Source organism: Wolbachia endosymbiont (group A) of Sphaerophoria taeniata (assembly GCF_947250735.1).
In the GTDB taxonomy this organism is placed as follows: domain Bacteria; phylum Pseudomonadota; class Alphaproteobacteria; order Rickettsiales; family Anaplasmataceae; genus Wolbachia.
In genome coordinates this window covers 1,104,393-1,130,309 of the sequence record NZ_OX366344.1, presented here as the reverse complement: position 1 = coordinate 1,130,309, position 25,917 = coordinate 1,104,393, and the positions used below count along the sequence as shown (strand labels likewise).

19 protein-coding genes and 1 tRNA gene are annotated in these 25,917 nt (G+C 33.9%); 13 read left to right on the top strand and 7 right to left on the bottom strand.

The window, feature by feature from the left end:
• Positions 1–3 precede the first annotated feature (3 nt).
• The 3 genes from infB to OOK84_RS05560 form a co-directional block, all read right to left on the bottom strand.
• Positions 4–2,328 carry a translation initiation factor IF-2 gene (infB, locus tag OOK84_RS05570; protein WP_264731490.1) on the bottom strand — a complete coding sequence of 775 codons (2,325 nt, stop codon included), beginning with the start codon at positions 2,326–2,328 and terminating at the stop codon, positions 4–6.
• A 9-nt stretch (positions 2,329–2,337) separates the two neighbouring features.
• Positions 2,338–3,900, bottom strand: coding sequence for a transcription termination factor NusA (gene nusA / locus OOK84_RS05565; RefSeq protein WP_264731488.1), 1,563 nt, complete (start codon positions 3,898–3,900; stop codon positions 2,338–2,340).
• An 88-nt stretch (positions 3,901–3,988) separates the two neighbouring features.
• Positions 3,989–7,063: an efflux RND transporter permease subunit gene (locus tag OOK84_RS05560; RefSeq protein WP_264731486.1), complete on the bottom strand. Its 3,075-nt coding sequence runs from the start codon at positions 7,061–7,063 to the stop codon at positions 3,989–3,991.
• A 175-nt stretch (positions 7,064–7,238) separates the two neighbouring features.
• Here OOK84_RS05560 and OOK84_RS05555 point away from each other — a divergent pair, with 175 nt between their 5' ends.
• A complete protein-coding gene (locus OOK84_RS05555) occupies positions 7,239–7,853 on the top strand; it encodes a hypothetical protein (RefSeq protein ID WP_264731484.1) in 615 nt (204 codons plus the stop codon).
• On the opposite strand, the gene OOK84_RS05550 is transcribed toward OOK84_RS05555, so the two are convergent.
• Positions 7,836–8,594 (bottom strand): type I glutamate--ammonia ligase, encoded by a 759-nt coding sequence (locus OOK84_RS05550; protein ID WP_264731482.1) that lies wholly within the window; start codon positions 8,592–8,594, stop codon positions 7,836–7,838. The genes OOK84_RS05555 and OOK84_RS05550 overlap by 18 nt on opposite strands.
• A gap of 326 nt (positions 8,595–8,920) precedes the next feature.
• Between OOK84_RS05550 and dnaA the strand changes: the two genes are divergently transcribed.
• Positions 8,921–10,303, top strand: coding sequence for a chromosomal replication initiator protein DnaA (dnaA, locus tag OOK84_RS05545; RefSeq protein ID WP_253309363.1), 1,383 nt, complete (start codon positions 8,921–8,923; stop codon positions 10,301–10,303).
• A gap of 27 nt (positions 10,304–10,330) precedes the next feature.
• Here the strand turns inward: dnaA and OOK84_RS05540 are convergent, their stop codons facing one another.
• Positions 10,331–11,596, bottom strand: coding sequence for a metallophosphoesterase family protein (locus OOK84_RS05540; RefSeq protein WP_264731479.1), 1,266 nt, complete (start codon positions 11,594–11,596; stop codon positions 10,331–10,333).
• A gap of 190 nt (positions 11,597–11,786) precedes the next feature.
• On the opposite strand from OOK84_RS05540, the gene OOK84_RS05535 reads away from it, so the two are divergent.
• The 8 genes from OOK84_RS05535 (at position 11,787) to OOK84_RS05500 (ending at position 20,067) form a co-directional block, all read left to right on the top strand.
• Positions 11,787–11,874: transfer RNA gene (locus OOK84_RS05535), tRNA-Leu, on the top strand.
• 31 nt (positions 11,875–11,905) lie between these two features.
• A complete protein-coding gene (locus OOK84_RS05530) occupies positions 11,906–12,988 on the top strand; it encodes a GTP cyclohydrolase II (protein ID WP_264731477.1) in 1,083 nt (360 codons plus the stop codon).
• Positions 12,989–13,060: 72 nt separating this feature from the next.
• Entirely contained in the window at positions 13,061–13,741 is a 681-nt protein-coding gene (locus OOK84_RS05525; protein ID WP_264731475.1) for a VirB8 family type IV secretion system protein, read from the top strand.
• Positions 13,728–14,528 (top strand): P-type conjugative transfer protein VirB9, encoded by an 801-nt coding sequence (gene virB9 / locus OOK84_RS05520; RefSeq protein WP_253309956.1) that lies wholly within the window; start codon positions 13,728–13,730, stop codon positions 14,526–14,528. The genes OOK84_RS05525 and virB9 overlap by 14 nt, the downstream gene beginning before the upstream one ends.
• A gap of 16 nt (positions 14,529–14,544) precedes the next feature.
• Entirely contained in the window at positions 14,545–16,041 is a 1,497-nt protein-coding gene (locus tag OOK84_RS05515) for a TrbI/VirB10 family protein (RefSeq protein WP_264731473.1), read from the top strand.
• A 1-nt stretch (position 16,042) separates the two neighbouring features.
• Positions 16,043–17,035, top strand: a complete 993-nt coding sequence (virB11, locus tag OOK84_RS05510; RefSeq protein ID WP_264731471.1) for a P-type DNA transfer ATPase VirB11 — start codon at positions 16,043–16,045, stop codon at positions 17,033–17,035.
• Between the two features lie 30 nt (positions 17,036–17,065).
• Entirely contained in the window at positions 17,066–19,081 is a 2,016-nt protein-coding gene (locus OOK84_RS05505) for a type IV secretory system conjugative DNA transfer family protein (protein ID WP_264731469.1), read from the top strand.
• A 122-nt stretch (positions 19,082–19,203) separates the two neighbouring features.
• Positions 19,204–20,067, top strand: coding sequence for a P44/Msp2 family outer membrane protein (locus OOK84_RS05500; RefSeq protein WP_264731468.1), 864 nt, complete (start codon positions 19,204–19,206; stop codon positions 20,065–20,067).
• Positions 20,068–20,238: 171 nt separating this feature from the next.
• Here the strand turns inward: OOK84_RS05500 and prmC are convergent, their stop codons facing one another.
• Both prmC and ispF read right to left on the bottom strand, forming a co-directional pair.
• Positions 20,239–21,078: a peptide chain release factor N(5)-glutamine methyltransferase gene (prmC, locus tag OOK84_RS05495; protein ID WP_264731466.1), complete on the bottom strand. Its 840-nt coding sequence runs from the start codon at positions 21,076–21,078 to the stop codon at positions 20,239–20,241.
• A gap of 607 nt (positions 21,079–21,685) precedes the next feature.
• A complete protein-coding gene (gene ispF / locus OOK84_RS05490) occupies positions 21,686–23,014 on the bottom strand; it encodes a 2-C-methyl-D-erythritol 2,4-cyclodiphosphate synthase (protein WP_264731464.1) in 1,329 nt (442 codons plus the stop codon).
• 84 nt (positions 23,015–23,098) lie between these two features.
• Between ispF and OOK84_RS05485 the strand changes: the two genes are divergently transcribed.
• The 3 genes from OOK84_RS05485 to OOK84_RS05475 all read left to right on the top strand — a co-directional run bounded on the left by OOK84_RS05485 (position 23,099) and on the right by OOK84_RS05475 (position 25,895).
• Positions 23,099–24,007, top strand: coding sequence for a PGAP1-like alpha/beta domain-containing protein (locus OOK84_RS05485; protein WP_264731462.1), 909 nt, complete (start codon positions 23,099–23,101; stop codon positions 24,005–24,007).
• 49 nt (positions 24,008–24,056) lie between these two features.
• Positions 24,057–25,130, top strand: coding sequence for an AI-2E family transporter (locus OOK84_RS05480; protein ID WP_264735948.1), 1,074 nt, complete (start codon positions 24,057–24,059; stop codon positions 25,128–25,130).
• Between the two features lie 129 nt (positions 25,131–25,259).
• Positions 25,260–25,895, top strand: coding sequence for a DnaA ATPase domain-containing protein (locus OOK84_RS05475; protein ID WP_253309351.1), 636 nt, complete (start codon positions 25,260–25,262; stop codon positions 25,893–25,895).
• Positions 25,896–25,917 lie beyond the last annotated feature (22 nt).

The window sequence follows — 25,917 nt, the reverse complement described above, 5'->3', positions numbered from 1 at the left end:
CTACTATAACACCCTTTCTTCTTGCACTAATTGATAAGCTTCCAAAATATCTCCAACTTTAATATCGATATTACCCTCTAGTGATACTCCGCATTCAAAGTTTACACCTACTTCTTTAACATCATCTTTAAATCTACGTAGTGCTTTTAACTTTCCTTCATGCATCAATTTGCCACCACGCACTACCTTAATTAAAGAATCTTTTCTTATGACTCCATCACTTACGTAACATCCAATGATATTACCAGCTTTAGATACGTTAAATATTTGCCTCACAGATGCAGAACCAACACGAACCTCTCGTGTAACAGGCTTTAACATTTTAGTTAAATACATTCTCATGTCGTCAATGAGCTCGTATATTATGTTATAAATATGTATTTCTACACCTTTTTGTTTTGCCAAGTCCCTTATTTTTGAGTCCACTTTTACATTAAAAGCTAAAATTACTGCACTTGATGCTTCTGCAAGCAGCACATCTGAATCTGTTATCCCTCCTACTGCTTTGTGTAGGATATTTAATTTCACTTGGTCTTTACCGAGTTTATCAATTGAACTTGATATTGCTTCAATAGAACCAGTTACATCGCACTTTAAAACTACAGATAGTTCTTCTGTTTCACTGTTATTACGACTGAATATATCTAAATTATTGTCGTCTAAATCTTCTTTCTTTTTCTTGATCAACTCTAGCCTGTATTCAACAATTTCACGCGCCTGCTTTTCAGAATTTACAACAACAAATTTATCTCCAGCATTTGGCACACCATTTAGACCAGTAATTTCAATTGGAGCGGAGGGTAGTGCTGCTTTTTCTCTTTGACCAAGGTGATTAACCATACTACGTACTTTGCTGTATGTTGTACCAACTACCAATATATCACCAACCTTTAACGTTCCTTCCTCAACTATCAATGTAGCTGATATTCCTTTCGCTTTATCTATTTTGGATTCTATTACCCATCCAAGTGCTCGACAATCTTCTATTGCTTCTAGCCTCATTAATTCAGCGATTAACAAAATCGCCTCTTCTAGTTTATCTAAATTAGTTTTCTTTTTTGCTGATACTGGCACAATCATAATATCACCACCAAGCTCTTCAGAGATGAGATCATATTGAGGCAAACTATTAATTATTTTTTCTACATCACCAGGTTCAGATTTATCAATTTTATTAATAGCAACTATAATAGAAACATTTGCTGCTTTTGCATGATTTATTGCTTCAACTGTTTGTTTCATGATTCCATCGTCAGCTGCAACTACTATTACGACTATATTAGTAATATTGGCACCACGTGCACGCATCGCAGTGAACGCTTCATGTCCTGGTGTATCAATAAAAGTAATTTTTTGCTTATCTTTTGTCGTTATTTGATAAGCACCTATGTGTTGAGTTATGCCACCTGACTCTCTTTCTGCAACATTAGATTCACGAAATGCATCGAGCAATGAGGTTTTACCATGATCGACGTGTCCCATAAAAGTGACGATTGGTGGTTTAGGTTTTTTAGGCAGGCTTTCTCTGCCTTCTATAAAAAATAAATCCTTTTCTCTGTTGGTATCGCTCACTCGTTTAGCCGTATGATTAAATTTTTCCACTATTTCAGATGCTATATCTGGATCCACCAGATCATCTACTCTATAACTCTCACCGACTTCTTCTTTGAACATTTTTAGCACACTCTTGCTATCTTCTGCCATACGAACAGATAACTCCCTGATAGTTATTTTGTCTGGTATAATAACTTCTCTTGATATATTTTTACCCTTAGTAAACTTTGACTTTCTACTTCTTATACCAAATCTTTGCTTAAATACAGGGGGTTGTTCAGTTTTTTCATCTATTGCCTGTGCAATTACCAGTTTAGAATGCTTAGAATATATATCTTTGTTAACTTTAGAAGACTTTTTATTGTCATCCTCATTGTCAACACCATCTTCTCTTAGTTCAACTAAGTGAACATCACTTAAAACTTTCTTATTTATTTCCTTAGATAAAGCGTCCGCTTCATTTTTCTCGTCAATCTCTTTATTGCTGTCTTCTTTTGCTGTTTTCTCTTTTTCTTCTCTCTGATTTCTTTCTTTCAGCAAAGCAGCATTCTGCACAGCATTAATGCGGAAAATTTGTTCTTTCTCTGTTAAAGAACCTAATTTACTCTCGTCAAATAAATTATGTTCTTCTGCATCATGAGATTTTTTTCTTCTTTTTTTTACTATTGTAGCTCCAGTACTTGGGCTAGCTGAAGAGTTTAAATTGAGGTCTAATTTAAGCTTGCTTAAGCCTTGGAGCGTTAATTTTTTATTACTGATATCTTCATTATTCATATTATTTTATTATATTAACCCAAGCTTTTTACGTGCTTCTATGATTATTGAGTCTACTGTATCTTTTAGATTTTCTTTACTATCAGCTGAGGAAGAGAGTATGCTGCAAAACTCATAACTTGATAAATCTGCTATGTCCTCTAAAGTCTTAATATCATGTTTACTAAGAGCAATTTTATTGTCTATTGATAAAGTTAAATTGATTACATCATCTTCCATACCTAGACTTTTTAGCTCTTCTATTTTTCTATCATTTTCTGCTTTCAGGTGCTTGTTTGCTCTGTTATGAAGTTCGTTTGCAATATCCTCATTAAAGCCCTCTATTGAAGAAAGCTCTTTAATTGAAGCGTTTGATATATCTTCTACGCTTGAAAAACCTTCTGTTACCAATAGCTGACCCATAATCTCTTCTAAGTTTAAAGCTTCAGCAAATAAAGCTGAACATTGACTAAGTTCTTTACTTCGCCTTTCTGATTCTTGCTGAGTGCTTAATATCTCAATTTTCCATCCAACAAGCTCTGAAGCTAATCTTACATTCTGGCCCTTTTTTCCTATAGCTAAACTCAATTGATCTTCAGCAACTATTAACTCTATGCAATTTTCATTTTCATCAATAATAACCTTCGATACTTCTGCAGGAGTAATGGCTTTAATAACAAATTGACCCAAATCTGAGGAGTAATTTATAACGTCAATTTTTTCACCATTTAATTCGTGTATAATAGTTTTTATTCTATCTCCCTTAACTCCAACACAAGCACCTACTGGATCAATGTTCTTGTCAGGAGAGAAAACAGCAACCTTAGACCTTGAGCCGGCGTCTCTAGCTATACCTTTAATTGTTACTAACCCGTCAGCAATTTCTGGTATTTCTTGATTTAATAATGCCTCTAAAAAGCCTTCATGAGTCCTAGAAAGAATAATTTGACGTCCATCATCAGAGCGCTTAACTGTCTGTATGTAAGTTTTAACCTTATCGCCTTCACGAAATGATTCACCACCGGTCAAATTTCGCAATGGAAGATATGCCCTAGTGCCATTTATGTCTATAATAAGATCTGAATATTCTACTTGTTTAACAATACCATACCTTATTTCTCCCACCTTATCTTTAAATTCCTCATATTGCTTTTTTGACTCTTCATCTTTAATTATTTGAGCAATCTTTTGCTGGGCAATCCTTGCTGAAGCAAGATCAGTATTAAGAGAGAGCAATTCACTAACAGTATCTCCAACTTTTGCATCTCCTTTTATTAATTTAGCTTGTGTCAGCGTAATTGATTCATACTCAGTGTTCTCTTCTTCATTTGATTCGTCATCAATAACTTTTAGTTTTCTGTATGAAGTAACTTTGCCTGTATTTCTATCTATATTAACTACAATTTTACTTTTGCTACCATATTTTTGATAAGCCACTGCTTCTATAGCACTTTCTAGTGCCTTTATTACAACATTAAAATCTAAACCTTTTTGAAGTGAAAGTTCTCCTGCTGTTTTTATTACATCAAGGCTTCCAACTATGTTATTCTTGTTACTTTTCTGCTTAACACTGCTTTTACGATTAGCAATCATAATAAATAAATCCAATGTAATTAGTTATAATTATAGCTTCAACGGGCAAAGAACGCTATCTTAAATGTTAAATGATTGCTAATTTAAGTCAAGTTTTTTCATGTCTTTGTATGACAAGCAACGCCGGAGTAAAGAATAAAGTTAAGACCGTTGCAGCCAATATTCCACTTGCTATGGTTGTTGAAATGTCAACCCACCACTGGCTTGATGGAGCATCATATGTGATTTGTAGCGTAAAAAAATTGATATTTAACCTGGTAATCATCGGTATTAAACCAAGAACTGTGGTTGCAACGGTAAGCAATATTGGCCTAATGCGAGAAATTGCAGCGTTTATTACACATCGCTTGATGTCATTTTTGTGTACCTTAATTTGGTGATGAAAGGCATCAAGCAATAGTATGTTATTATTCACTATAATTCCTGCCAAAGCAATTATCCCCACTCCACACATAACAACTACGAAAACTTGTTGGATAAGAAAGAAAACAAAAAACACACATGTTGTGGATAAAAACACTGCTGTCATTACGATAAATGTATGGTATACATTATTAAACTGTGTCACTAATACCAATATCATTAGTGTAATTGCTAATATAAAAGCCTTTAACAAAAATGTTCCTGATTTTTGTTGATCTTCTTTGTCGCCTTTAAAATCAATTTTTACTCCCTTGTCCCAATCCTGGGAAATAGAATTCTGAATAAACTTTACTCTTTCATTAACAAGATAGCCAGTATCCACATCAGCGGAAATTGTCACTGTACGTAATCCATCAATCCTATTTAGTTTGTTTACCTTTTTTTCGGGAGCATATTTTACTATGTTGCTCATAGGATACGGGCCATTAACTGTATTGATAAAAAGATTATCTATAGTCTTCATGTTGCGGTCCCTTCTGGGGAAACGGAGTACAATATCGATTTCTTCATCCGTGTTATTTGGTCTATATTTTCCAATCAACACTCCATTTGTAACCATCTTTATAAAATCGCCAATGGTTGCAACACTTACTCCAGAACTTGTAGCCTTAATCTTATTAACACTCATATTCCACTCTATTTCAGGTGCTGATCTGCTATCTTGAATATTTATAAACCCGGATGAAGGTTGGTCCATAATTTTTAGAATTTTCTCTGCTGCTAAATTCAGATTGGATGCACTTCCGCTGAGGTTAATTTGTATTGGCTTGTCAGCCGACGGTCCTGACTTTTCCTCTTGAACATTAATTATTACTCCTTTCATGTCTTGCACACTGCTCCTTATATCGTTTAATATGTGCTTAGCTTTGCGCCTGAAGCGCCAATCCATAAGTTCTAGTTGAATTCTGGCGATAACGTTGTCTGAAAATGCTCCTGATCTAGCATAAGAAACATGAATTTCTTTTTCAACGCTCAAAATGCGTTCTTCCACTTCTTTTAGTATCAAATCTCGTTCTTTGGCTGATAAGCTTTCTTTTGCTTTAACACTGATTAAAATATTATCTGAATCCACTTTCGGAAAAAACTTCACTCCAGGACCAAAGGTAAAGTACAGCACAATAAATGAAAACAGGACGAATACAGTAGCACATATGAATTTTTTAGGATGATCTAAAACCTTCTCTAGCATGCGTATGTAAGCTCTTATTATAGGCCCAGCATTTTTTATCTCACCACTTTCTATAGCACTCATTTTTTTTATTTCTTTTTTTGAAGTTATTGAAGGCTTACCAAATATTGCACCAAGTGTTGGTATAAAAACCAAAGCCATAATGAGCGATCCAGTCAAAGTTAGAATTATTGTAATTGGTATGTACTGCATGAATTTACCAACAGTATCAGGCCAGAATAATAGAGGAAAAAACACTGCTAATTTAGTTAACGTCGATGATAGAACCGGATAAAACATATCACGAACTGAAGTGTGAAAGGCTTCTACTTTGTCCATTCCGCAGATCATCTTTCTATCGGCATATTCGCTGATCACAATTGCATCATCAACCAGCATGCCAACAGCCATGATTAAACTGAAGAGCACAACGATATTTAAGGTTATGCCCATAAAGTAAAGAGCTATTATCCCAATGAGAAAGGAACCGGGTATCGAGAGTGCCACAAGAATAGCAATCCTTGTTCCCATAGAAAGCATCATTATGATCAATATTAACAACACAGCGAATATTATGCCGTTTTCCAAGTCATCAAGCACATCGCGGACGTTTTTTGACTGGTCATTTAAGTACACCACTTTTAAATTTTCAGGTAATTGATCTTTTGCCTTATCCATTAAGTATTTTACTTGATTTACTGTGTCTATTATGTTTTTTCCGTTACGTTTTGAAATTTCTAGCACGACACTAGGTAATCCATTAATGCGAGCAAACCCTTGGTGATCCTCAAACCTAGGGTATACTTTTGCTATATCTTTGATTCTCAAAACTGCATCGCCTTGAGATCTAATAGGAATATTCATAATATCTTCTATATCTTTTAATAACCCTGATATTTTAATCGAATATTTACCGGTATCATTTTCCAGTGACCCAGCTCCCACTAGTCTATTATTGCTTGATATAGCTTGGAATATTTCGTTTGATTGAATGTTATATTTTGTTAGAACTATGGGCTCAATTATAACTTCCACTGTTTCTTTACGCATACCTGCCACTTCAACTTTGAGAACATTTGGCAGAGATTCTATTTCTTTCTTTAGCTTGCGTGCTATTTCAGTTAAGGCTCTTTCTGGCAAATTACCAATTAAGCCGACATTGAGTATCGGAAATAAGCTCAAGTTTATTTCATTGATTATCGGAGATTCCGCTTCAACAGGTAACTTCGATTTTATGTTTGAAAGCTTTGAACGGACATTATCGAGCACTTCTTTATTATCATACTCTGTTCCAAATTCGAGTATCATGTGAGCACCATCATTAGTTGCAAAAGCTCTCAATTCTCTTACACCTTCGATGGATCTTAGTTCATTTTCTATAGGCAGCACTAATAGCTTTTCACTATCTTGAGCAGAAATCCCAGGAAGTCCAACAAACACGCTGATTATAGGAATCTGTATATCAGGGTTACTTTCCCTTGGCATTTTTACATAAACGTATGAACCGAAGATAAAAATTACTATAAGTAATAATACCACCGCCCTGTTTCGCTCTATGAGTAAGCTCTGCATGTTGAATGTTAACTAAATATGTGTGTTTGTACAATATTATAGTCGAGATACGTTGCATATTAATTAATCCTTGTATAGCTTTAAAACTTTACGCAAATAATTAAAATTTTCGCAAAATTGCAAGTATAAGAAAATTTCTGTATAATAATTCTAGAACAGTATTTGAGAGGTTATTATGGTGGCAATTTTAAATGTAACAAAAGGCAAGAGAAAAGTTATTGTGTCTGGATTAGCTGGAGCTTTATCAGCTTTAATATTTTTAACAGCAATCCACATTGCCGCAAAGATAGCCATTATCGTTTCTGCTGCTGCAGTTACTTACTTATTACTTTTGCTGATTCATAAAATAAGAACTAAAGCTGAAATTACTCGTGTTTCAGAAGATGAAGGTGAAGAAAAAGATACGGAAATATCCGTAAAAGAACCAAAAAGAACTGAAACTGAGCTAGCAGAAGAATTAAAAAATAAAAGAGCACAAGAAGAAATGAAAAATGGACTACCTGAACATATGGATTTCAAAGGTAATTCACTTTCTAAAAGCGCTGATACTAAAGATAGTCATTCCGTTTCTAGTGATACAAATATTGTTATGGAACCTTTACCTAAACACATGGATGCGCTTGGTAATCCACTTCCTGAAAGACCAAGTGCAAATATTAGTATAGAATCTAAACCTGAGAGAAAACTATCTCCTGCAGAGTGGCTATTACAGCATGGGGTAAATAATGATGTGAGGGAAGTGCTAGAACGGCCAGCAAAGGGGTTTAACGGGTTAGGGTTTAACATGTAGTTGTTGTATTAAGCTCTCCATCTTATATTGAGAATCAGATGCAATGCCGTAGACCCTATTTGGCGGAGCAATTTTGTTCTCTATACCAAAAACTATACCTTCAATTATTGCTGTGAGTACTTTTTCAAGGTTACAGTCTGCTCCAGGAACACGGTGCTCTAGGCGGCATCTTTTGGAATCGTTGCCAAAATAGGGAATTCTTATCGCAGCAGTTCTGTTATTTACTCCCCAACTAATCGTAGTTGGAGTGTAAATATCCTGGTACTGAAATCTTAAATATGAATCATCATTTGGAGCAAAAAACAACATATGTTTTTTCATCATTGCACATAATCCGCCAATACTATGAATCAAATAATCACTATACTTTTGCTCATTGATATAAAATAAGTTATCGTTATTTGAATTCACGAGATTAACATGCACATTTAATGCACTGCCTGCTCTATCCAAATAAGGCTTTGCTTTAAAAGAAACGTTCCCACCAAGTTTTTGTACTACTTCAGTAAGTAATTGTTTTGCTAACTCAAAATGCTTAGTTAAATTGTCGGAGTTCGTATAACAACCACTTTTTATCTCATATTGATGTGTAGAATTCTCCTTCTCGCAAGAAAATTCAAGAAATGCTATTTTATTTTTGATGCTATTCAGAAATAAATATTCTTTTTCTATTCCTTCAATGTAAAACTCTAGTTCAATACCGAATACAGCATGACAACTCAAATTACTTAATATAATCATAAATTTGCTTCAGTAAATCTATATTAGGTTAGCTATATTTATATGAATACTTTACTTATTTGCCAGTAAATTTAACATCTTATTTATACATAATGTATTACTATTTTTAATAGCATGCTTCTAATCCTCGATACAAGCGACATTTACAAATTTTTCATTTTTTTGAAATAAAAATGATCAATTTTAGTGTTTTTATACCCTTTACAACTCATCAAAAAATCACCATAATTTTTAGTATGTATTAAGTAGTATTAGCTTTTCATTTTGCAGTAAGCTATTGATTATCTTGTATTTTTCTAATTGTTGCTTTTTTCTTGGTATGGTATATGAACTTAACTAGCCCTAAGGTTTCTACTATGTTTTTTGATCAGATTATTACAGTAACGGATCACAATGTTACTTGGGAAAAAATCCAAAATTGTCTTTATAATCTTTATGGAGAAGCAACATATAACAGCTGGCTGAGTTCGCTAAAATTTGTCAGTAGCAGAAATGGGGAAGTTCTTTTATCCGTGTCAACAAGGTTTATAAAAGAGTGGATTACAGTTCATTACATGAAAAAAATATTATCATTATGGCAAAGCGAAGATAAAAGCATACGTTCTATTGATATTCAAGTAATTGAGGAAAGGAATTCAAATTTTAATGTTATACTAAAAAACAGAGAGGAAAGTAATCATAATCTTGGTTCGCCGCTGGATCCAAGGTTCACCTTTGATAATTTTGTAGTGGGAAAGCCAAATGAATTAGCATTTACGGCGGCAAAGCGTGTGGCAGAATCTATAGATCCAATATTAGGCAGCAATCCTTTGTTTCTATATGGTGGAGTGGGACTTGGTAAAACACATCTAATGCATGCTATAGCTTGGCACATAGTCAATTCCCCATCAGAAAAAAGAAAAGTAGTATATTTATCAGCAGAGAAATTCATGTACCAATATATTACAGCGCTGCGAAGCAAAGATATTATGTTATTTAAAGAGCAATTTAGATCAGTAGATGTATTGATGGTAGATGATGTGCAATTTATCAGTGGTAAAGATAGTACACAAGAAGAATTTTTTCACACTTTCAATGCATTGATAGACCAAAATAAGCAATTGGTTATATCAGCTGATAGGTCTCCTAGTGATCTTGATGGAGTGGAAGAAAGAATAAGATCACGACTCGGTTGGGGGTTGGTGGCAGATATTAATGAAACAACTTTTGAATTAAGGCTTGGTATATTGCAGGCAAAAGTGGAGCAGATGAATATGTATGTTCCGAAAGATGTCCTAGAGTTTTTAGCAAGGAACATAAAATCTAATATAAGAGAATTAGAAGGAGCATTAAATAAGGTTACCCATACCTCATTAATTGGAAGAAGTATGACGGTAGAATCAGCTAGTGAAACCCTAATCGATCTTCTTAGGTCAAATCATAGGTCAATCACAATAGAAGAAATACAAAAGAAAGTAGCTGAATTTTTCAATATAAAGGTTGCAGATATGCAATCCAATAGAAGACTTCGCAGTCTTGCAAGGCCAAGACAAATAGCTATGTATTTTGCCAAAAAATTTACGCAAAAAAGCCTACCAGATATTGGGAGAAACTTTGGTGGCAGAGACCATGCTACCGTTATACATGCAGTAAAACAAGTAGAAAATTTTATAAAGACCGACTCAAAATTTGCTGATGAAATCAATCGATTAAAAAAAATGTTTAAGTAGCGTTGTTAAAATAGCTAATAACAAGTCCTAAAATGAATTGACTATAGTTTTAATCCGTTTAAGTTTAAAATCTTCTGTTAGCTTCGCAGAATACATTTCCTTATTGTGTTGATTATAGAAGGTAAATTTGTGATCATCTAAGTTTAGTATTGCAAAGCCAAAACCGAAAAAGTTTCTAACCTCGTGTGCTAAGTAGTTTCTACCATTTGAATAGTCAAATTCTACATTTTGATAAACAGGCTCTTGATCTTGAGCGTGTAATAATGCACCACCGTTTCCAACTATAATCTGGTCTGGAACATTATCCATTAATAAAATCTGGGCTATATGAATGTGGCCAGAAACTATGGTAGTGACATTGCTTGGAAATTTATCTCCAAAAGCTTCAATTTGTGTAAGATTACCATGGCTTTTTAATGTCAAAAATTCTTTTTTTGGAGATCTCCAAAGCGGTTTATGAGTTAAAAACCACGTGGGCTTATCTTGTATCAATTTATCAAATTGCCTTTCAAAAGCATCAATTGTGCTTTGGGTTGTAAAAATATCCTCACCGGATGAAGAGTCGAAGATAAAAAATTTCATCGGTCCAGCATCTAAGGACCAACTAGAAACGAAGTTTCCACATTTTTCAGACGAAAAGGGGTATGAATCTAGATACCTGAACCATCCTTCATAAGCTCTATTACAACTCTCATGGTTTCCACGAACAAAAAGGAAAGGGGATTGTAATGAAATATCCTTTGCAGGCTCAAACCAATCAGCGTACCAAGCTTTTTTATTATATCCATAAATATCGCCACACTTTTTTGTATTTCTACATTTTGTTTGTCTATAATGATAATCACCAACATGGATAATTAAATCTGGTTTATGAAGGGCGATTGAATCTAAATTTTTTTTTAAAGGCCAGCTATCTACCGAATTACATTCCTGCTGAAATAACATATTTATTCTACAACCCGTGTCACCAATAAAAGCAATTTTATTAACCTTTTCTGGTAATATAGGAACTCGTAGATCCTCAATACTAATGTTTTTGGCACTTGTTTGTGCTGTCAGTTCACAAACTGTTTCGTTATGATCACCATTGTTAATTGAGCTGCGATTCAGCATTTCTATTTCCTCGCCATCGACATAAACAATGGGACACATGTCATTGTCTGTAATTGCACGTATGCTTAATTTATTTTCTGGGATAACTTGAGACCATGTGTATAATATCTGTGCATGGACGAAATGAAAGCTGGTTATAAGAGATAGAGCTAAAAAAATAAAGATATTAGCTACATTCATTTGTATAAAAACCTAAGTTAAAAATTAGTAGTAAGGTTGTCTTAAATGATTAAAATTTATAATCACAAAATTCATAATCAAATTATACAAGTAATTTCTAAATTATTCTAGTATCAGATTGACACTCTAGATGAAAAATTCTAAAATGATTAAATAATTTAAAATAATTATATAAAAACTAGAATATAGTGCGGCCGTGGTGAAATTGGTAGACACGCAGCGTTGAGGTCGCTGTGGCTCATAAGGCCTTGGAAGTTCAAGTCTTCTCGGCCGCACCAGTTTTTTCATAGCTGCTTAATATGGGTAAAAATGTTTATAGGAAATCAGAGTAGCAATAAGGTAGAAAGAGCTATCAGCGAAATCAGGCGCGGCCGGCCAATTGTAATATATGATAAAAGTAATTACCTATTGTTTGCTGCTGCTGAGGCTTTAGAAAGAGATTTATTTAATCAATACAAGCTTATATCAAGTAATGTATATGTTACTTTAACTTCAAGTAAGGTAAAATACATATCTCAGAATAAAGAACATAACAGCAAACGTCTGTTGGTGAATAATTTTGATGAACTGCTCCATTTAATAAACTGTTCAAAAGAAGATTGCATAAGAGAGTTGCAATGCTCAAAGACAATAGATGAATGTGCTATTGCCTTGCTTAAGTTCTCAGAATTATTGCCATACGCGTTAGTGGCTGATATGACTTTTGAGAATAACCATGAAATGCGAAATTGGTGCGAGAAAAATGACATTATTGCACTGGACACGTCATTCATAAATAATTTTCAAGAAAATCAGGATGTATATGAAGTGTGCAAAACATCATTATTTTTAAAACAGACTCAAGAAGTAAATATCATATCTTATAGAACAGAAAGTGGTGGAAGAGAACATCATGCAATTATCATTGGCAATCCAGATAAAGATGGCGAACCATTAGTAAGAATTCATTCTTCGTGCTATACGGGTGACTTGTTAGATAGCTTATCATGCGATTGCAGAAGTCAGTTACATCAAGCAATTCAAATGATAGCTGACTCTGGAAGTGGTATTATATTGTATTTGATGCAAGATGGAAGAGGCATTGGTTTAACTAATAAGTTAAGAGCGTACAGTGTGCAAAGAGGACATAATCTTGATACTGTTGATGCAAACAGAATATTAGGTTTTGAAGATGATGAAAGGAGTTTTGCTGTTGCAGCTAAAATGCTTAATAAATTGAACATTAACAAAATCCAATTACTTACAAACAATGATAGGAAATTGTCAGAATTGGAAAGTAGTGGTATAGGAGTTACAAAGTGTCTACCACTTATTGTGGAACGTAATAAATATAACGATTCATATATGGAGACAAAGTTTGGTAAGCTAGGCCATAGATTAAGAGTTTTTTAGCTTTTTTGTTGTAACTACTTTGTTAATTTGCTATGTTTATTAACATAAGTTAAGATTTTTAGGAATACTAAAATGCTAAGATTTTTTAAGCGAGAAAAAAATACTGAATCCTTAGATAAGGATATAGATTGGAATTCAAACCGCTACAGCACAGTTATTGCTCAAAGGAATATTCTACTTTTATTTGCATTAATATTATTAGCAACGATCTCTATCAGCATATTAGTCATATTTAAAATTAGCACAAGTAGCACTATTGAGCCATTTGTTATAGAAATTGACAAGAAATCAGGAATAGTGCAATTGGTTGATCCTGTCACAGTAAAACAATATTCTGCAAATGAAGCGCTAAACGATTATTTTATTTCAGAGTATATAAAAGCAAGGGAGGTTTTTGATCCATATCATTATAATTATAACTATTATACAAAGGTGAGGTTGTTTTCCTCACCTAATGTGTATAATGAATTTAGAAATTATGTAGGATCACAGAATATGGATGATCTTTTTAATTTGTACTCAGATACCAAAAGTGAATTTAAAATTCGCTCAATTCAAAAATTGGGTAACGATGCTCTTCAGGTGAGGTTTTTTGTGGAATTTATACGGAAAGATGGAAGTTCCACAAGAAAAAATAAGATAGTTATTATGTCATATAGATATGCATCGCTTGAAATGGATGATCAGCAAAGATATATTAACCCATTAGGATTTCAAGTTATTTCATATAGAGTAGATGATGAATATGTATAGGATATTATTAGTTTTAGCTTTACTTGTAAGTGGCAATTTAAACGCATCCATTAATTATAATGAGCCTATTTCTGTAGATAGTAGAATAAAGACTTTTGTGTATAGCCCTAATGAAGTATTTACGGTGGTTTTTAGTCAGGGTTACTATTCTTATATTGAATTTGCGGAAGGAGAAAAAGTTAAAAATATCGCTGTTGGTGATGCATCAAGTTGGAAAATTAATCCTTATGACAATAAATTGCTTATCATGCCATTTGAAGTTAGTAGTCGCACTAACATGATTATTACAACAACTAAAAAAAGAAATTACATTTTTGATTTAATCTCAAGGCCAAACTACGATAAATACCCAGATACTGATGCTAAGAAAGTGGGTCACGATTATTCTGCTGAAAAGGATATATCTTACGTAGTACGTTTTTATTATCCTCAAGAAGAAGGTGAATTTGATCTTGATTTAGATGAGGTTTCTTTACCTACTCAAATGCAATATACTACAGACAAGCCAGAAAAAATAATACAAGAAAATGATACGAAGTACAATTATACATATATTGATGAAGGTGGTAATGCGGATATAGTTCCGATTGAGCTATTTGATGATGGTTATTTAACCTATTTAAAATTTAGAAATAATAATAAAATACCTCAGATTTTTGTAGAAGAGGAGGATAAACCTTGTAAAAGGCTGTTATTTGATGATTATGTTATAATAAAAGGAGTACATAAAAAGCTATTTATGCGTTATGAAGATGGTGAAGTTGAAATTATAAATAGGTCACTTTAGCTGTGGTATATGCAATATGAATAAAGAAAGGCGTAACAATTCAGAAGATGAATCAGAAATAGAGAACAAGGTAGTAACAGTTGGCTCTAATCAAGGTCATAGGGCATTGATGGTCATTATTTTAGTGCTTCTGGTTGGTGGAGTGTATTATCTCTATTTTAGTCCTTCTCATAAAGAGGGTTCAGAAGTTATTAAAAAAGAGGAAACAAAGCAAAATGTTCAAGAATTGAAGGGAAAGTTGGAACAAGTTCCAGATAATGTAATGGTTCCTGAAAGAATAATAACTGATCCCTTACCACCCTTACCTCCTCTTCCTACACCACCAATCATACCAGAAATAAAACAAATTAGAAAAGAAGAAGAGAAACCAAAAGAAACTCCTGTGTCAAATATACCTATTTTGCCAAAGCAAAATTTTCCTTCTAGTAATGTTATGGGCAATTTACCTACCTCGTTTCCTACAATAGGGGGTAGCGGTTATCCTAGAGACAGACGTAGTGCACAAATGTTAACAATTTCAAGTGATGGTGGAGAGAATAAGGCTGCTGATGCTATTTTATCTGACACTTCAGCACAATCGAGCAAAGCTACCAGAGTAGGAAAGCTTGGTTTAATGGTTACTCAAGGTAAAATTATTGATGCTGTTCTTGAAACTGCAATAAACTCTGATCTGCAAGGAATGCTGCGTGCTATGGTGAGTAGAGATGTTTATGCAGAAACTGGTGATACAGTTTTAATACCTAAAGGCTCAAGATTGATAGGCAGTTATTCATTTGACTCGAATGTCGCAAGAGCTCGTGTAAATATAAACTGGAGTAGGGTCATTCTTACTCATGGAATAGATATTGCTATCTCATCACTTAGTACTGACGAGCTTGGCAGAGCAGGAATAGCTGGAATAGTTGATAATAAAATAGTAAGTGCATTATTCTCTTCAGTGGCACTTGCTGGTGTTTCAATTGGTTCGGCTGTTATAGGGCAAAAGGCCTCTAATCTTATTGATACGCTAACTGCTATGGATGCGGTGAGATCCATCACTGCAACTGAAATAGATATCTCTTCTCTCAAAGGGGCTATTGTTGAGAGATTGGAGGATACTATAAAAACTGAAGTTGGGATGGTAGGAGACGAAAAATGGAAATTGGGTCTTAGGGCTATTGAAAAAATTCGGAATGCTAAAAGTGATCAGGATTTACTGAGAATAATAAAGGAAGAAATAGTAAGTGTGATAAAAAGTTCTGGAGCTAGTGGAGTTGATGCAATTACTAGTGACAATATCAGTATAACTTTAGACGATGTACGTCAACTGTTGAGGCAAACTCAGAAAAGAAGCAAATCTGTTTATGATGAAGCAATCGGGAAGTCAATCAATGATTTTTCTAAAGACATGCGAGATATAGTGGGCAGATATACAGATAAAAAACCAACTATTTATGTCGATCAAGGCACCGCGTTGAAAGTATTTGTTAACCAAGATATAGTATTTCCTCCACAGGCAATATTAAATCAATGAAATGAATTATGCTGCACTTGATACATATTTGGAGCCATTACAAGGCATATTTCAAGAAGAAGGCGTAAATGAAATATCAATAAATAAGCCAAAGGAAGTATGGATTGAAAATCGCGGTGAAATAAGGTGTGAAAAATTAGAAGTATTCGATCTTAACCATTTGAAATCTCTTGGCAGACTGATTGCTCAAGCTACAGAACAAAAACTTAGCGAAGAAGCACCTTTACTTTCGGCAACATTACCAAATGGTTATCGTATACAGATAGTATTTCCACCAGCATGTGAACCTGATAAAGTAGTCATATCGATTCGTAAGCCTTCTAGCATGCAATTAGCACTCGATGATTACGAAAAAATGGGGGCTTTTTCTGAAACTGTTACAGAAGCAACTGATAATCCAGTTGACCGTCATTTGGATTTACTGTTAAGGCAAAAAAAAATAAAAGAGTTTTTAGAATACGCTGTAATAAGTAAGAAAAATATTATAATTAGCGGTGGAACTTCCACTGGTAAGACTACTTTTACTAATGCTACTTTGCGTGCTATTCCAACTGAGGAAAGAATTATTACTGTTGAGGATGCAAGGGAAATCGTTTTGAACGATCATCCAAATAGAGTGCATCTGATTGCCTCCAAAGGAGGGCAGGGCAGAGCAAAAGTAACCACTCAAGATTTGATAGAGGCGTGCTTACGTTTAAGGCCAGACAGAATAATAGTTGGTGAGCTCCGTGGAGCGGAAGCTTTTAGTTTTCTTAGGGCGATAAATACTGGTCACCCTGGATCAATATCAACCCTTCATGCGGATAGTCCAACAATGGCCCTTGAGCAAATAAAATTGATGGTTATGCAGGCAAATCTTGGCATTCCTCTAGACCAAATTATACCATACATTAGAAATGTGATTGATATTGTTATTCAGCTAAAAAGAACCGGTGGGGGCAAAAGAAGCATTTCTGAGATATTATTTACTAGATCTGCAAGCGAAAATGCTTAAATTTATACATAAGTTAAAAAAGAGTAGTTTATGAGTAATGGAAATCACCTACGTAATATTCTCATAGGAGGTGTAGTAGCTTTTAGCGTACTTGAGTTTTGCTTCTATCTATCTGGTATATTGTTCTTTCTATTAGTTGACGGTCCGGATGCTGTGGATTTTAAGGCAATTAATCCTAGTTTGACGCCTTTCCCTCAAGCTCTTTGGCCAACGATTTTTGATCATATACAATATTGTTGGCACCACCCAGAGTTATATAGCCTTGAGCTCAAATTTAAATTAATTCTATCTTCTACAATGCCTATTGTTGTTTTAATGATTATCTTATGGAATTTAAGAGAAAGGATAATTGAGTGGCGACCATTTAAAAAGAAAGAATCACTTCATGGAGACTCGCAGTGGGCATCAGAGAAAGACATACGAAAAGCAGGATTAAGAAGCAAAAAGGGATTATTGCTTGGTAAAGATAAAAGAGGATACTTTATTGCTGATGGGTTTCAGCATGCATTGTTATTTGCACCTACAGGTTCTGGTAAGGGTGTTGGCTTTGTAATTCCTAATTTATTATTTTGGACTGACTCGGTAATTGTACACGACATAAAATTAGAAAACTATGAAATAACAAGTGGTTGGCGAGAACGACAAGGACAAAAAGTATACGTATGGAATCCAGCGCAGCCAGATGGAATAAGTCACTGTTACAATCCATTACAATGGATTAGTAAAAAACCTGGGCAGATGGTTGACGATGTGCAAAAAATAGCTAACCTCATCATGCCTGAACAAGACTTTTGGCAAAATGAAGCAAGAAGCTTATTTGTTGGAGTGGTATTATACTTACTTGCTGCACCAGAGAAAGTTAAATCTTTTGGTGAAGTTGTGCGTACGATGCGTAGTGATGACGTAGTTTATAATCTTGCTGTTGCTCTTGATACAATGGGTAAAATACTACACCCTGTAGCATATATGAATATTGCAGCTTTTTTACAAAAAGCTGATAAAGAAAGGTCGGGTGTTGTATCAACTATGAACTCATCGCTTGAATTGTGGGCAAACCCATTGATTGATACTGCAACTGCGTCAAGTGATTTTAATATTTTAGATTTTAAAAAGAAGAAAACTACAGTTTATGTTGGTTTAACTCCTGACAACTTGACTAGGCTCAGGCCTTTAATGCAGGTTTTTTACCAACAGGCAACTGAGTTTTTATGTAGAAAATTGCCATCGGATGACGAGCCTTATGGCGTATTGTTTTTAATGGATGAGTTTCCTACACTTGGAAAAATGGAGCAATTTCAAACAGGTATTGCATATTTTCGTGGTTATCGAGTTAGGTTATTCTTAATTGTTCAAGATACTGAGCAGCTCAAAGGAATATACGAAGAAGCAGGAATGAACTCCTTTTTGTCAAACTCGACTTACAGAATAACTTTTGCAGCCAATAATATTGAAACAGCTAATTTAATATCGCAACTTATAGGAAACAAAACTGTACAACAAGAATCGTTGAATAAGCCTAAATTTTTAGATTTAAATCCTGCTTCAAGGTCGTTGCATATCTCTGAAACACAGAGGGCATTGCTATTGCCTCAAGAAGTTATTATGTTGCCACGCGACGATCAGATAATTTTAATAGAGTCAACTTACCCAATTAAATCAAAGAAAATTTTGTACTATAGTGATAGCACCTTCACAAAAAGACTGCTCAAGCAAACTCGTGTGCCTACACAAGAACCATATGACCCAAACAAAGTTCTTTCTGCTGCTGCGAGCAAAGATAAGGTTAATAACGAGGGGAATAATGCTCTTGAGGGGCCTAATTCAGTTGATTATCCTGCTGAAACTAAAACAGAGGATGCAGTGTATGATGAATCAGATGAATTTGCAGACGAAGATATTGATGATGAAGATATTGACGATAAGTTTGAAGATGATGATGAAGGGTTTGATGACGAGAGGAGCGATGATGGGTTTGATGACGAAGACGAGGATGATGAATTTGAAGATGAGGATATTGACGATAAATTAAAAAATGATCAAAAATAAAGGTTAACTTTGCCTATTTTTAGCTCAGAAAAGTGCAAGTTATGCAAATAATTAGGTTTTTCATATTAAGCCATTTTTAATTAATTAGTATTAGATTAGCTATTTTAACTAGGGGAGTAGTAATGATTAGTAAAAAAACATTAGCGGTTACAGCACTTGCTTTGCTGTTGTCACAACAATCTTTTGCAAGTGAAACAGAAGGATTTTACTTTGGTAGTGGGTATTACGGTCAATTTTTAAATGGCATGGGTGAGTTGAAAGCAAAAATTGGAGATAAGGATGCTGAAGATACTAATAAGGTATCTATAAATGACACGAGTGCTCAGAGAACAGAAGGTCAATTACTAAGTAAGTATAAAGGAGATTATAATCCACCTTTTGCTGCAAATGTGGCATTTGGTTACACAGGGGAATTGGGTAACAACAGCTATAGAGCTGAATTGGAAGGAATGTATTCTTCTGTAAAAGTGGATAATATTGGTTTAACAAGTAGCCAAATAACTGTTTCATACCTAAAGAAGATTGACAAGGATCCTAATAAAGGAACTTATCTCCATAGTGCTGCAGTTAGTCATGACCAAATTGAGAACATATCTGTAATGGCAAATGTTTATCATCATTGGAAAAGTGACCGTTTCTCTTTTTCTCCTTACGTTGGTATTGGAATCGGTGCAACAAGAATGACGATGTTTGAAAAACCGTCAATAAGACCCGCAGGTCAATTAAAAGCTGGCTTTGACTATCGCATAAACGAAGATGTAAATATGCATATCGGATATAGAGGTTTTGGTGCTATTGGTAGCGATATTAAGCTTACAGCAGAAAAGTTAGGACAAGTGGTAGACGACCCTAATAATATTGGAAAAAAGAAGCTTGATCCTAGCTTAGGTAACAAAGTAACTGAGGAAATAAATATAGGTAATCAACTATTTCACACACACGGCATAGAGGCTGGCCTTACTTTCCACTTTGCCAGCAAAGCTTAAACATGTTGCCCTTTTAAAAAATGCATAAAACCGTTCCTATCATCCTATGGCTTGACCATAGGATCTAGTTAAATATAGATCCCAGTGTCACGCACTGGGATGACGAGGTAGAGGGTACTGGAATGACATAGGATAATATGGGATGAAGGAGATAATACAAGAAAACATTAGCTATGTTTTTTGCACAACAATGCACCTCTTCATTCCTGCCAAATCATGTACATATTCCTGAAAAGCTAATTTGTATGAGGGTATTATTTTGTCAATATCATTTTGATCTTCACCTATCTCCAATATCGCAAACCCATTTTTTTTAAGACACCTCCTTAATATTGAAAAAATACTCAAGTAACAGTTTAAACCATCAATTCCACCATCAAGAGCAATTCTTGGCTCTTTTTGCACTTCAGCTTGCAAGTCTTTCAATTTGCTTCTTTTAATATATGGAGGGTTGCTAATTATAAGATCGAATGAACCTCTGCACTCTGTCCATGAGCTTGGAAATATTTTGGCTCTGATGAGGAGATTATGTTTCTTTGTGTTCTGATAGGCAACTTTGTATGCTTCCAAGCTTTTTTCAAAACCGATACCAACGGCATATTCATACTCACTAAGTACGGATATCAATAAACAACCTGTGCCTGTACCAAAATCTGCAATTTTTAGTCTCTGCTTTTTATTTGGGTAATATTTTAACACTGTTGAGATTAATGTTTCACTATCTGGTCTTGGATCCAAAACATGCTGGTTAACTATAAAATTTTTACTCCAGAATTCACGATTACCTATTATTTGCGATATTGGATATCTTTCCGCTCTTTTTTTTGTTAATTTCCAAAATAAAAGTTCTTTCTCCATCGGCACTTGATCAGCATGGTTCATAATTATGAATGATCTTTCCACTCCAAGTACGTGCTGCATGATGATTTCACAATCTAAATGTGGTGATTCAACTTTATGTGACGATAATAACTCCGATCCTTCTTGAATTAAAGTGCTGATTGTTTTCATTATTCTAAAAATGTGTTCCTTTCAGCCAAGAATAGCAATTCCAATTTAGGGTAGCTGCACTAAATCCAAGTGTCAAGCATGGGTTCTTGCATAACCTAAACAGAAAAAAGATACAAGGTATTATTTTAGATATAAGCTATAAATATTTAAGAAATTTACCAAATGAAAAAAAAGGCAAAAGAAGCCCCGTGGTTGGCTAATTACTTACATTATACTTTCAAGTATGGCGTTTTTTTATTCTAAACACTTAATAACCGCGATTCAGCTGCTTTTAAACCGCAACTAATCTAAATTATAAACGTTAAGAAATTTACTAAACAGAAAAAAAGGCAAAAGAAACCCTAGGGTAGCTAGTTATTCACTATCCATTTTTTAAGTTGGCGTTTTTTGATGTTTTAAATGCTTTATAAGCGCATTTCAGCTTATATTAGGTAAAAACCTAGAAATTTTATAAAGACATAGAGTGCACATAGTGCAAAAAATTAAATATGAAACGCCAGATACGTGAGTTTTTTTGTCATTTAATCTGTACAGAGAAGATAAATAAATAGCTTCAGTGTTTATGTTAAGGGGGTTGGCGGAGTTTGTCAAGGAAGTTTTTTCGTTTCTATTCCCAATAAAAGTTTGTATGCAATAACACAGAAGCATATGCTGCTATTCCTTCATTTCTTCCAATAGAACCTAATTTTTCTGCAGTGGTTGCTTTGATATTTACAAATTCATCATCAATCTCTAATGCTTTTGATATGAATTTCTTCATTTCTACTTTGTAAGGCGATATTTTAGGCTCCTCACAAACTATAGTAATATCTAAATTAGACACGCTGTACCCTTTTTCCTTTGCTTTTTTAGCAGCAAAGTCAAGAAAGTGAGATGAATTGCAATCTTTCCATTCAGAGGAACTAGGAGGAAAGTGCTCTCCTATGTCGCCACATCCCAGTGCTCCGAGTATTGCATCAACGATTGCATGTATTGCAACATCACCATCAGAGTGCGCTTCTATTGCCATGTTGTGTTCAATTTTCACACCGCAAATTTTTATAAAGCTCTCAGCACCATTTTGAACTTTAATGAACTTATGTATATCATAACCAGTTCCGACACGAAATTTTGGCTCTTCAAAGAGAAGCTTTGCCATATTGATATCCTCTTTTGTGGTTAACTTAAAATTGCTTTTCTCACCTTTAATAATCGCAACATGTTTTTTGTGCTCTACCATTAGTGATGAATCGTCAGTAAATTCTTTGTCTGATTGATGGCACGATAATAATTCTTTGAAATTAAAAATTTGAGGAGTTTGTATGGCTCTGAGTTTTCCTCTTGAAATCGTAGATTCAACGAAATTATTACCCACCAATGACATAGTGTCTTCGACTTCTATTGCTGGTACTACTCCTGTATATTGATCATTAATCATGGACTGAGCCAAGTTATCTATCAGAACATCTGACACAAAAGGCCTACAAGCATCGTGTATAACTACAAAATCTGGGTTAATTTTTTGTAAGCTTTCAAGCCCTAGTTTAACTGAATTTTGCCTGTTTTCTCCTCCATATATTGGACTTAGTAATTTAGTATCTACACCTCCTGTCATCCAAGTAGCTTGACTACTTGGATCCATACTTTCTTTTTTTCTAGATTCCAGCGTCACGCGCTGGAAGGAGTGTACTGCTGATTTTTCACTTAAATAATGGTTGGATAAGAGATCCATTGCTTCCCTATAAAAACTTTCATGGTCTCTATTAATTGCTATTCTTATGTAATCTATATATTGGTTAGCCAGAAATCTTTTAATTGCATGAAATAAAACAGATTTACCTGCAAGTTTTGTATACTGCTTAGGAATTGTGTTACTGCATCTACTGCCTACTCCTGCTGCAACTATTAATGCTGCTATTTTGTATTTCTTAAGTCTGTTAGTGTGCATATTTATCATTTTCAGCGTAAGTGTATAGTAACAAGTTATTTACAGTTTTAAAAAAAGAGTGTATTATCTTATAAGATATAATACGATGCTAGAATGCACATTACTAAGTGTAATAAAGAAAATGAGATACACCCTATATTCTTTCATGGAATAGGGGATAATCATAAAAATGCTCAACAATGCTTACAGCATTTATGTGGCAGAAATAGGCTAAAAGCTATTGCTCATACACATAAATATCCGGCTATATTCCAAAACTACATAACTTATGCTGCAGTTAGCTTTTTGTTCCTCGTGGCATCTGTATCAGCGCCCATTGCAATATTACTACTTATAAGCCCCATAACAGCTGGAGTAGTTGGTTTAGCAAGCTTAGCTGCTCTAACTTGCATTTTTTTATCCGTAATGCTTATTATTATTCCCTTTATAAATAGAGATCAAAGTTTGCTTAAGCCCTCGATAGAAGAAATCAATGAATTAATGGACAAGGGTGTGAGGCCTGAAAACATTATACTTTTTGGCCATTCCTTTGGAGGAGCAGTTGCATCGGCAGTTTTGAAGCACTTTGCAGACAAAAACGTTAAACTTGGAAGTGTTATTTTTACTAGCACTTTCAGCTCTTTTCATACAGCAATAGGGCATTTTCCGATCCCTCAAGCAAAAATTTTAAGTATGTTGCCCTCATCCATTTTTAAAAAATTGCTAAAGGCTTTAGATCTAGATTTTGATTTAGTGAACGATATACGAAAGTTGCGAGATGAGGGAAAATTGAATATGCCAATAATAGTTATTAATAGCAAAAGAGATTACTTAATACCACAACCTGCACAATTGGCGCACGCAATAGAAAATGATGTATTGCTACGTGGAAAATTGATCAAGATTGTTAATTCGAAAAGGTATGAAGATGATCCACATAACGGAGTTTTATCTAGTTGGGAATTGGGTGAAAATTTGATTGACCTAATACTTAATAAAATTGATAAAACAATGAATAGATAGTATTTACAATAAACTGTATATTTTTCAGTAAATTGACTATGCTAAACGCATGCAAAAACGTCATATAACTATTTGTTTTATACTGCTTTTTATAATAGGGATGTTATTCCTGATGCGTCCTATGATTTTTCCATGTTTAATGTCTATTGTTATTGCATATTTGTTTAATCCGCTAGTAGTCAAGTTTGAAAAGTATAGAATACCGCGTTCATGTTCTGTAATTTTTATAATACTTGTTTTATTAATAGCTTTTATACTAGTTATAACATTTGTTTTACCTATTATATATGTTCAAATTACTTCAATATTAAATTTCTTAGTGAGTAAAGTGCCTTCATTAAAACTTAAAGTAATCCCCTCTGTATTAGAATTTCTTAATATAAAAATCGAGGATAGCTTATTTGATCACTTATCTAAAAATCTAGCAGAAAATTACAGCGACTATGTATCTTATTTCATAAATGCTCTTGATATTGCTAGTAACTTTATAATCCAAGTGTTAAGTTCAAGCTTTAGCTTGATTCACACGGTATCATTAATGGTGATTACTCCTGTAGTGTTTTTCTATATATTACGTGATTGGCCTTTAATTATAGAAAAAGCTAATAAATTAATTCCTGTTTCTTATAGAGAAAAAGTTGCAAATTATTTTTCCAAAGTGGATTTCATCATATCTAATTATCTAAAGGGGCAGGTAAATGTATGTATTGTCATGATGGTCTTTTACTCTGTGAGCCTGAGCATAATCGGATTGAAACACTCTATTGTTATTGGAATTTTATCAGGAATATTAACGTTCATACCTTACGTAGGACCATTATTATATACCATTATTGGGTTTTTGAGCGCTATTACTCAATTTAGTGAATGGTTTGAAAGTGCTGCCGTTTTGCTATTATTTGGTGTTGGACAATTAATAGATTCAAACATATTAGTTCCTTTATTAATAGGAAAAAAAGTTCATATACATCCAACTGTAATTATTCTGGGAATTACTATATGCGCTTCATATTTTGGATTTACAGGTATATTACTTTTTATTCCAATAATAGCAATGTTCAATGTATCAGTAGAATATGCAATCAATAAATATTTTAAAAGTGAGCTTTATAAAAACGGCTAACAGACCTTTTGCATAATCAATTTATGGTAAGAGGAGAAATGAGCCCAGAATACCTGAGATATTTGAGGAGCGTAAGTAAATTTCTGCGCAAAAATTACTATCAGAAAGAGGTTACGTAAGAGGTTTAATGTGCAATTAAATTTATTTAACAACAATCAAGCTGATTATAGTCGGCAAAATTACATCATCTTAGATGAAAATAAGCACATATATAATTCAGTAATTGAGGATTTATCTTGGAAATCTCTCATTCTTTTTGGACCTAAAAGCTCTGGTAAAACTCATCTTGCTCATATTTGGCAGTCAATAAACGATGCAATTTTTATCAATGTGAATAACTTTGTAAGCGAGATTAGGTATAGCGATGCTTTTATTTTAGAAGACGTACAAAACATTAAAGATGAAGAAATGTTATTACATTGTTACAATTACATGAAAGAAAATGATAAGAAGCTGCTAATCACTTCTTCAATTTCACCAAAAAAACTTAACTTCAAACTAAGAGATTTAAGTTCTCGAATATTATCAACTATCAGCGTAAAAATTTTGCCTGCAAGCGAAGAATTATTAAGAATCATGCTAATAAAACGATTTTCAGATAAACAGTTAAAAATTGATTTAAAAGTGATTAATTATATTTTAGCAAGAATAGAACGTTCTTTCTATAGCATTGATAAAATTATAGAGAAGATAGATAATGAATCTATAGGGTCAAATGTGACCGTTCCTTTTATTAGCACTTTATTTAAAAAAGATGCCATTTGATTTCTTCTTTTGTAAAGTACTC